We start from the raw sequence: 14,496 nt of genomic DNA, 5'->3' as shown, positions 1-14,496 counted from the left end.
CGGGCTCCTCTTGTCGGTTCTTGTCGGTTCTCGGCGCTCGTCGCCGGTACGGGGCGGCGTCATAGGTGCTGGCGCCAACGATTGTACGACCAGAATCATTTTGATCGTACAATCAATCTCGGCCGAGGGTCGTGCGCGAGTACGCGACAATGGACGGCATGACCGCTGACGCCGCCACGCTCACCCGCCCGGAAACCCTCCGGATCGGCCCGCACGCCGTGTGGCCGCCGGTCGTGCTCGCCCCGATGGCGGGCATCACCAACGCGCCCTTCCGCACGCTCTGCCGTGAATTCGCCGAAGGCGGGCGGGGGTTCGGGGGCCGCCCCCCGACGGATCGCAGCAGCGGCGGCAAGGGGCTGTTCGTCAGCGAGATGATCACGACGCGGGCGCTGGTCGAGCGCAATGAGAAGACCATGCACCTCATCCACTTCGACGCCTCGGAGACGCCGCGCTCCATCCAGCTCTACGGTGTCGACCCGGCGACCGTCGGCAAGGCCGTGCGGATGATCGTGGACGAGGACCTGGCCGACCACATCGACCTCAACTTCGGCTGCCCGGTGCCGAAGGTGACCCGCAAGGGCGGCGGGTCCGCGCTGCCGTTCAAGCGCAATCTGCTGCGGGCGATCCTGCGCGAGGCGGTCGGCAACGCGGGCGACCTGCCGGTCACCATCAAGATGCGCAAGGGCATCGACGACGACCACCTCACGTATCTCGACGCGGGCCGGATCGCGGTCGAGGAGGGCGTGACGGCGGTCGCGCTGCACGGCCGCACCGCCGCCCAGCACTACGGCGGCACCGCCGACTGGGACGCCATCGCGCGGCTCAAGGAGCACGTGCCCGAGATCCCGGTGCTCGGCAACGGCGACATCTGGTGCGCGGACGACGCGGTACGGATGATGCGGGAGACCGGCTGCGACGGCGTCGTGGTCGGCCGGGGGTGCCTCGGGCGGCCCTGGCTCTTCGGCGACCTGGTCGCCGCCTTCGAGGGCGGCGCCGCGCCCGCCACCCCCGACTTCGGGCAGGTCGCGCGGGTGATGCGGCGGCACGCGGAGCTGCTGGGGGAGTGGATCGGGGACGAGGCACGCGGTGTCGTCGACTTCCGCAAGCACGTGCCGTGGTACACCAAGGGCTTCTCGGTCGGCTCGGACGCGCGCCGCGCGCTGGCCACGGCCTCGTCGCTGGCCGAGATGGACGAGCACCTCGGCGGCCTCGACCTCACCCAGCCGTGGCCCGCGCACGCCGACGGCCCGCGCGGCCGTACCGCCCCCGGCAAGCGGGTCGTCCTCCCGGACGGCTGGCTCAACGACCCGTACGACTGCGCCGTGCTCACGGAGGACGCCGAATCCGACACCTCGGGCGGCTAGCCACCCGGGAACGCCGGCCGCCCACGGCCGGAGCGGGCCCTGACCGCCGTCCACTATGTGAGACGCAAGGCGTGATTCGCGCCACGGTTGATAGGGCTTGCGCTCAAACGAGCGCGAGGAGGGGTGCCGCACCTTCCGAAAGCATGGCACGCAGTGCCACCCCCGCTGTGTCCACGCGGCGCGGCGCGACGTGACGCTCCGTAGACCGAGTCGCCGAAGCGACCACCGGAGTGAAACCGTCCGTTCGACTCGTGAACGGAGCGCGAACACCGGTCGGCGAGCCCCCCGCCCGGGAGACACCGGCAGACGGGCGGTTACCGCCGTGTGTCGAGGTCATGGACGCACTGCGGCGCCTTCGACCTGGGTACGCTCCCCGCCGTCAGGGCATCCCGGTCGCGAGGAGTCGAGTCCCGTGTCGGCACGACAGAAGAAGCAGAAGTTCGTTTACGACTTCACTGAGGGCAACAAAGACCTCAAGGACCTACTCGGCGGCAAGGGAGCGAACCTCGCCGAGATGACCAACCTCGGCCTGCCCGTCCCTCCGGGTTTCACCATCACCACCGAGGCGTGCAGGGTCTATCTGGAAACCGGCGCGGAACCCTCCGCGCTGCGCGACGAGGTGAGTGCGCACCTCGACGCGCTGGAGCAGCGGATGGGCAAGAAGCTCGGCCAGCCGGACGACCCGCTGCTGGTCTCGGTCCGCTCGGGCGCGAAGTTCTCCATGCCCGGCATGATGGACACCGTCCTCAACATCGGCCTGTCCGACGCGTCGGTCGCCGGGCTCGCCCAGCAGGCGGGCAACGAGCGCTTCGCGTGGGACTCCTACCGGCGTCTTGTGCAGATGTTCGGCAAGACCGTGCTCGGCGTGGACGGCGACCTCTTCGAGGACGCGCTGGACGAGGCCAAGCGGCACAAGGGCGCGGACAGCGACCTCGGTCTGGACGCGGCCGATCTCCGACAGCTCGTGGACGACTTCAAGGCGATCGTCGCCAAGGAGGCCGGCCGGGACTTCCCGCAGGAGCCGCGCGAGCAGATGGACCTCGCCGTGCGCGCGGTCTTCGACTCCTGGAACACCGAGCGCGCCAAGCTCTACCGCCGTCAGGAACGTATCCCCGGCGATCTGGGCACCGCCGTCACCGTCTGCTCGATGGTCTTCGGCAACCTCGGCCCTGACTCCGGCACCGGCGTCGCCTTCACCCGCGACCCGGCCAGCGGCCACCAGGGCACGTACGGCGACTATCTGCAGAACGCCCAGGGCGAGGACGTCGTCGCCGGTATCCGCAACACCGTGCCGCTCGCCGACCTCGAAGGCATCGACAAGGCGTCGTACGACCAGCTCATCGCGATCATGGAGACGCTGGAGACGCACTACCGCGACCTGTGCGACATCGAGTTCACCATCGAGCGCGGCAAGCTGTGGATGCTCCAGACCCGGGTCGGCAAGCGGACCGCGGCGGCGGCCTTCAGGATCGCCACCCAGCTCGTCGACCAGGGCCTGATCAGCGAGGCGGAGGCGCTGCAACGGGTCAACGGCGCGCAGTTGGCGCAGCTCATGTTCCCGCGCTTCGACGACACGGTCGCCGACAGCGGGAACGTACGGCGGATCGGCTGGGGCATCGCGGCCTCGCCGGGCGCCGCCGTCGGCAAGGCGGTCTTCGACTCGTACACCGCCGTCAAGTGGTCGCGGTCCGGCGAGAAGGTCATCCTGATCCGCCGCGAGACCAACCCCGACGACCTCAACGGCATGATCGCCGCCGAGGGCATCCTCACCAGCCGCGGAGGCAAGACCTCGCACGCCGCCGTCGTCGCCCGCGGGATGGGCAAGACGTGTGTGTGCGGCGCCGAGGAGCTGGAGGTCGACACCAAGCGGCGACGGCTGACCGCGCCGGGGGGCGTGGTGATAGAGGAGGGCGACCTCATCTCGATCGACGGCTCCTCGGGCAAGGTGTACGTCGGCGAGGTGCCCGTCGTACCGTCCCCGGTGGTCGAGTACTTCGAGGGCCGCATGCACGCGGGGGCCGACGAGGCCGACGGACTCGTCCAGGCGGTGCACCGGATCATGGCGTACGCCGACCGGGTCCGCCGGCTGCAAGTGCGCGCCAACGCCGACAACGCCGAGGACGCCAACCGCGCCCGCCGCTTCGGCGCGCAGGGCATCGGCCTGTGCCGTACCGAGCACATGTTCCTCGGCGAGCGCCGCGAGCTTGTCGAGCGACTGGTCCTCGCCGACACCGACACCGAGCGGGAAGAGGCGCTCGGCGCGCTGCTGCCGCTGCAAAAGGCCGACTTCATCGAGCTGTTCGAGTCGATGGACGGACTGCCGGTGACCGTACGGCTGTTGGACCCGCCATTGCACGAATTCCTGCCCGACATCACGGAGTTGTCGGTACGGGTCGCGCTCGCCGAGTCCCGCAGGGACGCCAACGAGAACGACCTTCGGCTGCTCCAGGCCGTCCACAAGCTCCATGAGCAGAACCCGATGCTGGGCCTGCGCGGCGTACGCCTCGGCCTGGTCATCCCCGGCCTGTTCGCCATGCAGGTACGGGCCATCGCGGAGGCGGCGGCGCACCGCAAGTCCGTCAAGGGCGACCCGCGCCCCGAGGTGATGATCCCGCTGGTCGGCACCGTGCAGGAACTGGAGATCGTCCGCGAGGAGGCCGACCGCGTCATCGCCGAGGTCGAGGCGGCCACCGGCACCTCGCTCGGCATGGCCATCGGCACGATGATCGAGCTGCCGCGCGCCGCGCTGACGGCCGGTCAGATCGCGGAGGCCGCCGAGTTCTTCTCCTTCGGCACCAACGACCTCACCCAGACCGTGTGGGGCTTCTCCCGCGACGACGTCGAGGCGTCCTTCTTCACCGCCTACCTGGAGAAGGGCATCTTCGGCGTCTCCCCGTTCGAGACCATCGACCGCGACGGCGTCGGCGCGCTGGTCCGCTCCGCCTGCGAGGCCGGCCGCGCCACCCGCCCCGGCCTCAAGCTCGGCATCTGCGGCGAGCACGGCGGCGACCCCGAGTCCGTCCACTTCTTCCACGACGTCGGGCTCGACTACGTCTCCTGCTCGCCCTTCCGCATCCCCGTCGCCCGCCTGGAGGCCGGCCGCGCCGCCGCCCGTCCCCCCACGCCGACCACCTGACCGGGCCGGGCCCGGACCGCCGCCGGACGCCCCTTGCCCTGGGGGCACCCTCACCGACCGGCGACCCGATCCCGACCCCACCCCGCCGGGGGCGACGCTTCGTGCGGAGGCGCCGCCCCCGGCACCTTCACGCCTGCCGGGTCACGGCCCGGCCGGGCCGGCACCACGGCGTCCCACGCCCACGATCCGAGGCGCGCACCCGTGATGAGCACAAAAAGGTCGCCATGGCCGCACCGTAGCGGTGCGGCCATGGCGACTGTTCTAGGCGGGGTCAGGAGGACGTGGGGCTGGCCGTGGTGGGGGTCGCGCTGCCGCTGGGGGCTGGGGCGGTCTTCGGGGGCGGCCCGAAGACGACGTTCACGTGCTCGAAGCCGAGCGAGGTCAGCAGGTGCTCCAGCATGAATTTGGTGTTGGTCTCGGCCCGCGCGCCCAACTCGGTCTGCTTGGCGGCGTCCTGGATCTTCTGCGCGGCCAGCTCGTTGAGCTGCTGGGCGTTGCCCGGGTTGTCGCCGAAGAAGTCGCCGATCCGGTCGAAGAAGCCGCGCTGCTGTGAGACGACGTAGGAATGCTTGGTGTCCAGCGAGGTCCGCTCAAGTGCCGCGTGCGGCAGGCGGATCGTCGCGGACTTGCGGTCGGCGGAGACCTTCACCGCGTCGTTGCCGACGGAACCCAGATCGACATACGCGTCGACGCTGCCCGCGCCGACGTACAGCGTGCGCTTGCCGCGCACCGCGGACGGCAGGAATTTGGCGTCCTTCTCCAGGTCGACGACGACCTCGAAGTTGCCGCTCGCGCCCTCGAAGCGGCTCATGTCCTGGATGGACTTCAACAGGACGGGACCGCTGCGGTCCTTGTCCTTCTCCGCGAACGGATTCGGTATACCGGGCAGCAGATTGGCCTTGCCGAGCAACAGGAACAGCAGCGCGAGCACGACCACTCCGATAGCTGTCCGCGCCCACCAGGGCATACGTCCCGCAGCACCACTGATCGCCATGACCGCGTCACCTCCTGAAGTGCCGGGTACCCGCGCTCCGCGATTCCATGAGCCGAACATGCGGTCGACATAGGTGAGTTGGTACGGCCGGTGCGGGTCACGCCCGACGGCTCACAGGGCGTACGTGACCCCCGTCAGCCGCTCCGACGCCTCCCACAGCAGCTCACCGGTCACGTCGTCTCGGGTCCTGGGCAGCCGCCAGGCGCGGGCGGGCGCGCCGCGCAGACCCGGCGCGCGCGGGCCGGTGAAGGAGTCGGGGGCGACACCGGGCGCCGTCGCCGCGTAGAGCGTGGGCAGCGCCCCGCGCTCGGCCGACTGCGCCAGCAGCCGGTTGCCGAAGACGTAGACGCGCTCCACGCCCCTGCGGCCCTCCATCAGCGCCCCGCGCGTGTGCAGGTCCGTCGCCGCGTAACCGGGGTGCGCCGCCGCGGCCACGATCCCCGAACCGGCCGCGCCGAGCCGCCGCGACAGCTCGTGCACGAAGAGCAGATTCGCGCTCTTCGACTGGCCGTACGCCGTCCAACGGCGGTACCCGCGGGTCGCGTTGAGGTCGCCGAGATGCACCCCGGCCAACACGTGCGCCACGCTCGACACCACGACGATCCGGGCTCCGCGGTCCGCCGCCCGCAGCCGTGGCAGCAGCAGGCCCGTCAGCGCGAAGTGCCCCAGGTGGTTCACCCCGAACTGCTTCTCGAAGCCGTCGTACGTCAGGCCGTACGGCAGTGCCATCACCCCGGCGTTGTTGACCAGCAGGTCCAGCGACGGCTCCTCGTACGCCTCCGCGAACGCCCGCACGCTTCCCAGGTCGGCCAGGTCCAACGGCCTGAACACCGCCTGGGCGTGCGGCACTTCGGCCTGGAGGCGCTTCAGCGCCGCCGCCGCGCGCTCCGCGTCCCGGCACGCCAGGGTGACGCGGGCGCCGCGGCGGGCCAGTTCCCTGGCCGTGCAGTAACCGATGCCGGTGTTCGCGCCCGTCACCACGGCCGTCCTTCCGGACTGGTCCGGAACGCTTTCCGCCGTCCAGCTCATGACGTCCCCCCTCCCTCATACCTGACCACCCGTCAGAGTAGGGCCCTCCCGGCGTACGGTGCCCCCGTAGGGTCCCGTCCTGGACGGTTCTTTCGCGGCGGGCGGTGGGCCGACCTGGCCCAGGGTGGTGGCTGTTCTTTTCGGGGGTGCGGGGAACTGCGCGACGAGCCACCGCGCTCCCGCAGGTCACCACCCGCCCCAGCGGGGCAGTTCGGTTGTTCCCGGACCGCCGGCCCGTGGGGGCTGGCCGAGCACTTCTCCGCGCCCCTTCGGGGTACCAGCCTTGCGCGAGGTGAACGCGACAGGGGCCGCGCCCGTAGAGGATCGCCTCACGCGGAGGCGAGGTCCGGGCGTCGGCGGGCGCGGAGGCGGCGGAGCATGCGGGCGTCCTGGAAACCGACGGCGCGAGCGGCGGCTTCGAGCGTGGCCCCCTGCCCGATGAGATGCTCGGCGCGCTCGATGCGCAGCTCTTGTTGGTAGCGGAGCGGCGTGAGCCCGGTGGAGGCGGTGAAGCGCCGCGTGAGGGTGCGCTCGCTGAGGCCGGTGGAGGCGGCGAGGTCGGCGAGGGCGAGGTGATGGGCGAAGCGGGCGTCGATCAGATCCTGGGCGCGGTGGACGGCGTCGCTGAGGTGCCCGCGGTGCCGGAGCATGGCGCTGGTCTGGAGTTCGTCGCCGTTGCGCCGGGCGTAGACGACCATCTGCCGGGCGACGCGGGCAGCGGCGCCCGGCCCGTGCCGCACGGCGACCAGGTGCAGCGCGAGGTCGATGCCGCTGGCGATCCCGGCGGAGCTGACGACGCGGTCGTCCACGACGTAGAGAACGTCGCGTACGACGGTGGCCCGCGGATAGTCGCGGGCGAGTTCGTCCTGCACGTCGTGGTGGGTGGTGCAGCGGCGGCCGTCGAGCAGCCCGGCCCGGCCGAGCGCGTCCGCCCCCGCGCACACGCTGGCGACGGTGCCGCCGCCCGCGTGGTGCGCGCGCAGCCACTCCAGGGTCGCGGGCGTGAGCGCGCCGTTCTCGTGCAGGGTGCGGGACCGCCAGCCCGGTACGAGGATCAGGTCGTCGGCCGTCAGGGCGGGCGGCTCGGTGGCAGCGCGCAGCGCGACCCCCTGGGCGGTCGGGACGTCTTCCCGCTCGGCGACGTAGTCCAGCCGGTACCCGAGGCCGTAGTCGGCGGCCGTCGAGAACACCTGGGCGGGACCCGCGAGGTCGAGCAGATGCAGGTGGGGCACGAGCAGGAAGACGACCCGGGTCACGATCCGGTCAGCTCCTTGACGGTCGAGACGGTGGCGAAGCGGCCCGCGAGAGCGTACTCGGTGCGCGCGATGATGTCCGCCGGGAGCAGCGTGCGCGGGTCGGCCAGCACCTCGGCGAGCGGGCGGCCCGCCGGCGCGTCGCGGTGCTCGATCGGCTCGGTGGCGGTCGCGTCGACCACGAAGGTGACGTCGTAGCCGAGGTCGGAGGCCAGCCGCGTCGTGGTCTCCACGCACTGCTCGGTGCGGATGCCGCAGGTGATCAGCGAGCGGATGCCGCGCGCGGTGAGGATCTGCTGGAGATTCGTGGTCGTGAAGGCGTTGTGCGCGGTCTTGGTGAGCAGCGGCTCGCCCTCGGCGCGGGTCAGCCCGTCGATCAGCCGCACATGGCCGCTCTCCGGGTCGAAGACCGTGTTCGAGCCGGGCTCGGAGTGCAGCACCCAGATCACCGGGTGCCCCTGCTCGCGGGCGTAGTCGACCAGCCGTGCGACCTGCGTGGCCACCTCGGGGTCGGACGCGGCCTGCCAGCTCTCCCGCTGCCGGAAGGACTCCTGGACGTCGATGACGATGAGCGCGGTCGCGCTCGCGGGGTTCGTGTTGTCAGCCATGTCTCGATCGTGCCTCCGGCGCGGGCCCGCGGGTAGACCCGATCATGCCCCGCTGCGGAACGATCCGGTCACACGGTGGGGCGCCGGCCGGTACGGACTCACAGTGCCGCCCGCCACCGGATGAGGGGGGCGTTCCCCACGGGTAATGGCGGGGATGCGGGCGGGAAACAGCGCTCGCCCATCCTCGGGGCATGGACATCGTGGTGGTCGGCGGCGGAATGGCGGGGGCGCGCCTCGCACAGCAGCTCGCACCGTACGCGGAGGCGCGCGCGGACACGGACGCGGACACGGACGCGGACACGGACACGCCGGACCGTACGGTCACGGTCACGCTCGTCGGCGAGGAGCCGCACCCGCCGTACAACAGGGTGTTGCTCGCCGAGGTGCTCGCGGGCCGCTACGAGCCCGCGAGGATCACGCTCCCGGCCGCGGGCATACGTACGCCGCCCCGGCGGGCGGTACGGCTGGACCGCGACGCCCGGCGGGTCCTCTGCGACGACGGTACGTCGCTCCCGTACGACCGGCTGGTGCTCGCCACCGGCTCCAACTCCGTACTGCCGCCGCTGCGCGGCCTGTTCGAGGACGGCGCGGACGAACTCCCGCTCGGTGTGCGCTGCTTCCGCACGATGGACGACTGCCTCGCGCTCGCGTCGGCCGCCGGGCACGGCACCCGCGTGGTCGTGGTCGGCGGCGGGCTGCTGGGCGTGTCCGCCGCGCAGGCGCTCGCCGCGCGCGGCGCCCGTGTCGTGGTCGCCCAGCAGGGCGAATATCTGATGGAACGTCATTTGGACGACGCGGCATCCGCGTTGCTCCGCCGCCACCTGGAGGCCCAGGGCGTCGAGGTGCACACCGAGTGCCGCGTCCGCGGTCTGCTCACGCAGCGGACGCCCGACGGCCGCCGCGCCGTGCGGTCGGTCGAACTCTCCGACGGCTACTGCCTCGGCGCCGAACTCGTCGTGCTGGCCTGCGGGGTACGCCCCCGCGTCGGGCTCGCCCGCGCGGCCGGGATCACCGTCGAGCAGGGCGTCGTGGTCGACGACCGGCTCCGCACCTCGGACCCCGCCGTCCACGCGATCGGCGACTGCGCCCAGCACGACGGCGTCCTCTACGGCGTCGCGGGCGCCGCCCGCGACCAGGCGGACGTCCTGGCGCGGGTGCTGGCGTACGAGGCGCGGACTGACCTGCGGCCGCGGACGGACCGGCTGGCGCCCACGGCCGGGACGCGCGCCGACGACATACGTACCGATACGGCCGGCGGCGCACCCCGTTACGGCGGCACCCGCGCCCTGACCCGGCTCACCCTCGCCCCCGGTCCGCCCGACTCCGGCGCGGCTCCCCTCGACGCCGCCCCGCCCCTCGACATCGCCGCGTTCGGCGACCCCGAGCCCGGTCCGGGGGACGACGTCCTGCGCCTGACCGACGCCACAACAGGCGCCTACCGCAAGGTCGTTGTGCGCGGTGACCGGCTGGTCGGGGGAATTCTGCTGGGCGACCTGGCCGCCGTCGGCACGGTCGCCGGGGTCTGGGAGGGCGACGAGCCGCTGCCCTCCGCCCCACTGCTCCATCTGCTCACCGACGACGGAGGTTACTGAGCATGGCCGCACACCCTACGACGCAGCGGACGATCGTGCTCGTCGGCCACGGCATGGTCGGCCAGCGGTTCCTGGAGGCGCTGGCCGATCGGGGCGTGACCGCGCGCGACCGCGTCGTCGTCCTCTGCGAGGAACCGCGCCCCGCGTACGACCGCGTCCACCTGACCTCGTACTTCTCCGAAGGCACCACCCCCGAGAAGCTGTCCGTGGTCGAGGACGGCTTCATGGAACGGCACGGCATCGAGCTGCGCGTCGGCGACCCGGCGGTGGCCGTGGACCGTAACGCCCGTACGGTGACGGCCCGTTCCGGTCTGACCGTGCGCTACGACACGCTCGTCCTGGCCACCGGCTCGTACCCCTTCGTGCCACCGGTGCCCGGCAAGGACGCCGAGGGCTGCTTCGTCTACCGCACGATCGAGGACCTGTTGGCCATCGAGGCGTACGCGAAGCGCCCGACGACGGTGACCGGCGCGGTCGTCGGCGGCGGGCTGCTGGGCCTTGAGGCGGCGGGCGCGCTCAGGGGCCTCGGACTCGCCACGCACGTCGTGGAGTTCGCACCCCGCCTGATGCCCGTGCAGGTGGACGACGGCGGCGGCGAGGCGCTGCGCCGTACCGTCGAAGGGCTCGGCGTGACCGTGCACACCGCCGTCGGCACTCAGCGGATCGGCACCGGGCCCGACGGGCGCGTCAACTCCATGGCGCTGTCGGACGGTTCGGCGCTCGTCGCCGACCTGGTGGTGTTCTCCGCCGGGGTCAGACCGCGCGACGACCTCGCCCGCTCCTGCGGGCTGCCGGTCGGCGAACGCGGCGGCGTCGTCGTGGACGAGCGCTGCCGTACCGCCGACGCGGCGGTCTACGCGATCGGCGAGTGCGCGCAGGCCGCGGACGGCCGGGTGTACGGACTGGTCGCGCCCGGCTACGAGATGGCCGAGACCGCCGCGCGGACCATCGCGGGCGACGCGGGCTCCTTCACCGGCGCCGACCTGTCGACCAAGCTGAAGCTGCTCGGCGTGGACGTGGCGAGCTTCGGCGACGCGCACGGCACCGCCGACGGCTGCCTCGACGTCCTCTACTCCGACTCGCGTTCCGGCGTCTACCGCAAGCTGGTGATGGGCGCAGACGGCACGCTGCTCGGCGGAATCCTGGTCGGCGACGCGGAGTCGTACGGCGTCCTGCGCCCGCTGACCGGCTCGGTGCCGCCGGTCGCGGCGGAGCACCTGGTGCTGCCCGCGGGCGCGGGAGCACCTGTCCGGCTCGGGCCCGGCGCGTTGCCCGACGAGGCGGTGATCTGTAGCTGCCACAACGTCACGAAGGGCGTGATCAGGGGCGCGGTCACCGAACACGCCTGCGGGACCGTGGCCGAGGTCAAGAAGTGCAGCAAGGCCGGTACGGGCTGCGGCAGTTGCGAGAAGGTGCTCGGCCAGCTCGTCACCGCGGAGCTGGAGGCCGGCGGCGTCGCCGTCGACAAGGGCCTGTGCCGCTGCTTCGCGCACACCCGCGCCGAACTGTACGAGATCGTGCTCGCGCTGCGGATCGGCTCCTACCGTGAACTGCTCGACGGGCACGGCCGCGAGACGGCCAGAGGCGGCGAGGGCTGCGAAATCTGCAAGCCGGCCGTCGCCTCGGTGCTGGCCTCGCTCGCCCCGGCGATCGGCGCGTCCGTGCACGTCCTGGACGGCGAACAGGCCGCGATCCAGGACACCAACGACCGCTTCCTCGCCAACATGCAGAAGAACGGCTCCTATTCGATCGTGCCGCGCATCCCCGGCGGCGAGATCACCCCGGAGAAGCTGATCGTGATCGGTGAGGTCGCCCGCGACTTCGGCCTCTACACCAAGATCACCGGCGGCCAGCGGATCGACCTCTTCGGCGCGCGCATCGAGCAACTGCCCTTGATCTGGACCCGGTTGGTCGACGCGGGCTTCGAGTCGGGGCACGCCTACGGCAAGGCGCTGCGGACGGTGAAGTCCTGCGTCGGCGAGACCTGGTGCCGGTTCGGCGTGCGGGACAGCGTCCGGATGGCCATCGGCCTGGAGCTGCGCTACCGCGGGCTGCGCGCGCCGCACAAGCTCAAGTCGGCGGTGTCCGGCTGCGCGCGCGAGTGCGCGGAGGCGCGGAGCAAGGACTTCGGGGTGATCGCCACGGCGAGCGGCTGGAATCTCTACGTCGGCGGCAACGGCGGCGCCACCCCGCGCCACGCGGACCTGCTCGCGCAGGACCTCTCGGACGCCGAACTCGTGCGGCTCATCGACCGGTTCCTGATGTTCTACGTGCGCACCGCCGACCGGCTGGAGCGCACCAGCGTGTGGTTGGGGCGGATCGAGGGCGGCCTGGACCACGTACGCGAGGTGGTCGTCCATGACTCGCTGGGCATCTGCGACTCGCTGGAGGCGCTGATGGCCGCGCATGTCGCGCACTACCGCGACGAGTGGGCCGACACCGTCAACGACCCCGAACGGCTGCGGCGGTTCGTGTCCTTCGTCAACGCGCCGGACACCCCGGACCCGACGGTCCGCTTCGTCCCCGAGCGCGGCCAGATCAGGCCCGAGCCCGCGACCGCCCCGGCCGCCGTACCGGTGACCCTCTCCGCGACGGTGACCGTATGACCACGCACGTGACGCGGGCCATGGTCCGGATCGGATTCGGCGGGGGTTGGGTGCCGGTGTGCGCGCCCGGACTCGTCGGGCCGGGGCGGGCGGTGGCGGTGCTGCTGCCCGACGGCTCGCAGGCCGCGGTCTTCCGGATCAGGGGCGGCGCGCTCCACGCCATTGGCAACGTCGACCCGTTCACCGGCGCCGGCGTGCTCGCGCACGGCCTGACCGGTTCGCTCGACGGCCGCCCCTACGTGGCGTCGCCGCTGCTCAAGCAGCGGTTCGACCTGGCGAGCGGGCGGTGTCTCGACGACGACGCGGTGGCGGTGCCGGTGTATCCGGTCGTCGAGGAGTAGCCGCCCGCTCGCCCGGCAATCAACTCACCGTGCAGGCAGCGCCGTTGAGAGTGAAGCCGGTCGGCTTCGGGTTACTGCCGGACCAGTTGGCGTTGAAGCCGAAGTCCACCGTCCCACCCGCCGCGATCGTCCCGTTGTAGGACAGATTCGTGGCCGTCGCCGCGGTGCCGCTCTGGGTGACCGTCGCGTTCCACGCCTGCGTGACCGTCTGGCCCGGCGCGAAGGTCCACTTCAGCGTCCAGCCGTTGACCGGCGCGGAGCCGTTGTTCTTCACCGTCAGATTGGCGGTGAAGCCGGTGTTCCACTGGTTGACCCCGTACGTCACCGCGCAGCCGCCACCGCCGGGCGGTGTGGTGGGCGGAGTGGTCGGGGGCGTGGTGGGCGGTGTCGTCGGCGGTGTGGTGGTCGTGCTGCCGCCGAGCGCCGTACGGACCGCGGTGTAGGCGGGCTTGGGCTGGTAGTTGTCGTCGTACAGCAGAGCCGCGCCCTGGCCGGGGAAGACACCCGGGATCCACGAGGTCGCGTCGGAGACGCCCCACACCGTGATGCCCACACAACGCGACACGCCCAGGCAGGCGTTGACCACCGAGGTGTAGTCATTGGCCTGCTGCTGGAGCCTGGCGGCGTCCGACGGGGTCTGCATCCGGATGTCCAGCTCGGTGATGGCCACGTCCACGCCGAGGTCGGCGAAGCGCTGGAGGTTGGCCTTGAAGGTCGACGGGACCTGACCGAGGATCAGGTGTGCCTGGAAGCCGACGCCGTCGATCGGAACGCCCTGCTGCTTCAGCGACTTGACCAGGTTGTACATGCCGTCGCTCTTGGGGCCCGTGCCCTCGACGTTGTAGTCGTTGAGGTAGAGCTTGGCGCCCGGGTCGGCGGCGCGGGCGGCCGTGAACGCGTCCGCGATGTACGACGAGCCGAGCTGGTTGTACCAGAGGTCCTGGCGGAAGGTGCCGTCCTCGTTGAACGGCTCGTTGACCACGTCCCAGTGGACGACCTTGCCCTTGTAGTGCGTGGCCTCGTCGGTGACGTGCTTGATCAGGATGTTGTGCAGCTCGGTGTTGCTGAAGCTGCCGGAGGTCAGCCAGTTGGGGAGCTGGCTGTGCCACACCAGATTGTGGCCGCGGACCTGCATGTTGTGCGCCTGCGCGAAGTTGACGATCGAGTCGCCCGGCGCCCAGTTGTACGTGCCGCGGCTCGGCTCGACGGTGTCCCACTTCATCTCGTTGCCGGGAGTGACCATGCCGAACTGGGCGCCCGCGATGGGCCCGCTGGCCCCCGTGGCCTCGCTCGCGGTCAGGGCGGTGCCCATGTAGATGCCCTTGGCCGCGGCCAGATCGCGCAGCGGCGGGTCCGCGGCGTGCGCCGACGGCACGGTGACGGCGATCAGCGCCGCTGTCGCCGCCAGCAGCGCCGCGCCGGATCCGCCGATGGCGGATCTGAGGGCTCGCTTGGAGAACATGTGTGAATACCTCTTCCAAGTGGGGGATTGGAGCAGGCAGTTCGGTACGCGTGGTTGCGAGCGATGCGCGTGGGACGAGGGAGGAACGCATCGAATGTTTCGATACGAATT

General features: G+C 71.7%; 10 protein-coding genes. 5 read left to right on the top strand and 5 right to left on the bottom strand.

The genetic code is table 11. The annotated features are described in order from the left end of the window. Positions 1 to 158: 158 nt before the first annotated feature. Together dusB and ppdK are read left to right on the top strand one after the other, a co-directional pair. Complete coding sequence (gene dusB / locus ACFZBB_RS01520) at positions 159 to 1,364, top strand: tRNA dihydrouridine synthase DusB (RefSeq protein ID WP_391116680.1); 1,206 nt, start codon at positions 159 to 161, stop codon at positions 1,362 to 1,364. Between the two features lie 412 nt (positions 1,365 to 1,776). Continuing rightward, entirely contained in the window at positions 1,777 to 4,500 is a 2,724-nt protein-coding gene (gene ppdK, locus ACFZBB_RS01515; protein ID WP_391116678.1) for a pyruvate, phosphate dikinase, read from the top strand. Between the two features lie 271 nt (positions 4,501 to 4,771). Here the strand turns inward: ppdK and ACFZBB_RS01510 are convergent, their stop codons facing one another. The 4 genes from ACFZBB_RS01510 to ACFZBB_RS01495 all read right to left on the bottom strand — a co-directional run bounded on the left by ACFZBB_RS01510 (position 4,772) and on the right by ACFZBB_RS01495 (position 8,384). Then, entirely contained in the window at positions 4,772 to 5,494 is a 723-nt protein-coding gene (locus ACFZBB_RS01510) for a DUF4230 domain-containing protein (protein ID WP_391116676.1), read from the bottom strand. Positions 5,495 to 5,605: 111 nt separating this feature from the next. Beyond that, positions 5,606 to 6,523: an oxidoreductase gene (locus tag ACFZBB_RS01505; RefSeq protein WP_391116674.1), complete on the bottom strand. Its 918-nt coding sequence runs from the start codon at positions 6,521 to 6,523 to the stop codon at positions 5,606 to 5,608. 329 nt (positions 6,524 to 6,852) lie between these two features. Next, positions 6,853 to 7,779: a DJ-1/PfpI family protein gene (locus tag ACFZBB_RS01500; protein ID WP_391116672.1), complete on the bottom strand. Its 927-nt coding sequence runs from the start codon at positions 7,777 to 7,779 to the stop codon at positions 6,853 to 6,855. After that, entirely contained in the window at positions 7,776 to 8,384 is a 609-nt protein-coding gene (locus ACFZBB_RS01495; RefSeq protein ID WP_391116670.1) for an isochorismatase family protein, read from the bottom strand. The genes ACFZBB_RS01500 and ACFZBB_RS01495 overlap by 4 nt, the downstream gene beginning before the upstream one ends. 191 nt (positions 8,385 to 8,575) lie before the next feature. Here ACFZBB_RS01495 and ACFZBB_RS01490 point away from each other — a divergent pair, with 191 nt between their 5' ends. From ACFZBB_RS01490 to nirD, 3 genes are read left to right on the top strand one after another with little or no spacing between them, the layout of a single operon-like run. Next, a complete protein-coding gene (locus ACFZBB_RS01490; RefSeq protein WP_391116668.1) occupies positions 8,576 to 9,976 on the top strand; it encodes an FAD-dependent oxidoreductase in 1,401 nt (466 codons plus the stop codon). A gap of 2 nt (positions 9,977 to 9,978) precedes the next feature. Continuing rightward, positions 9,979 to 12,582, top strand: a complete 2,604-nt coding sequence (nirB, locus tag ACFZBB_RS01485; protein ID WP_391116666.1) for a nitrite reductase large subunit NirB — start codon at positions 9,979 to 9,981, stop codon at positions 12,580 to 12,582. Then, positions 12,579 to 12,923 (top strand): nitrite reductase small subunit NirD, encoded by a 345-nt coding sequence (gene nirD / locus ACFZBB_RS01480; RefSeq protein WP_391116664.1) that lies wholly within the window; start codon positions 12,579 to 12,581, stop codon positions 12,921 to 12,923. Before nirB ends, nirD begins: the two co-directional genes overlap by 4 nt. 19 nt (positions 12,924 to 12,942) lie before the next feature. Here the strand turns inward: nirD and ACFZBB_RS01475 are convergent, their stop codons facing one another. Then, a complete protein-coding gene (locus ACFZBB_RS01475; protein WP_391116662.1) occupies positions 12,943 to 14,385 on the bottom strand; it encodes an endo-1,4-beta-xylanase in 1,443 nt (480 codons plus the stop codon). Positions 14,386 to 14,496 lie beyond the last annotated feature (111 nt).

It is taken from the genome of Streptomyces sp. NPDC008139, assembly GCF_042957025.1.
In the GTDB taxonomy this organism is placed as follows: Bacteria; Actinomycetota; Actinomycetes; order Streptomycetales; family Streptomycetaceae; genus Actinacidiphila.
Note: the sequence above shows the minus strand (reverse complement) of the source record. Positions and strands in the feature narration are given on the sequence as shown.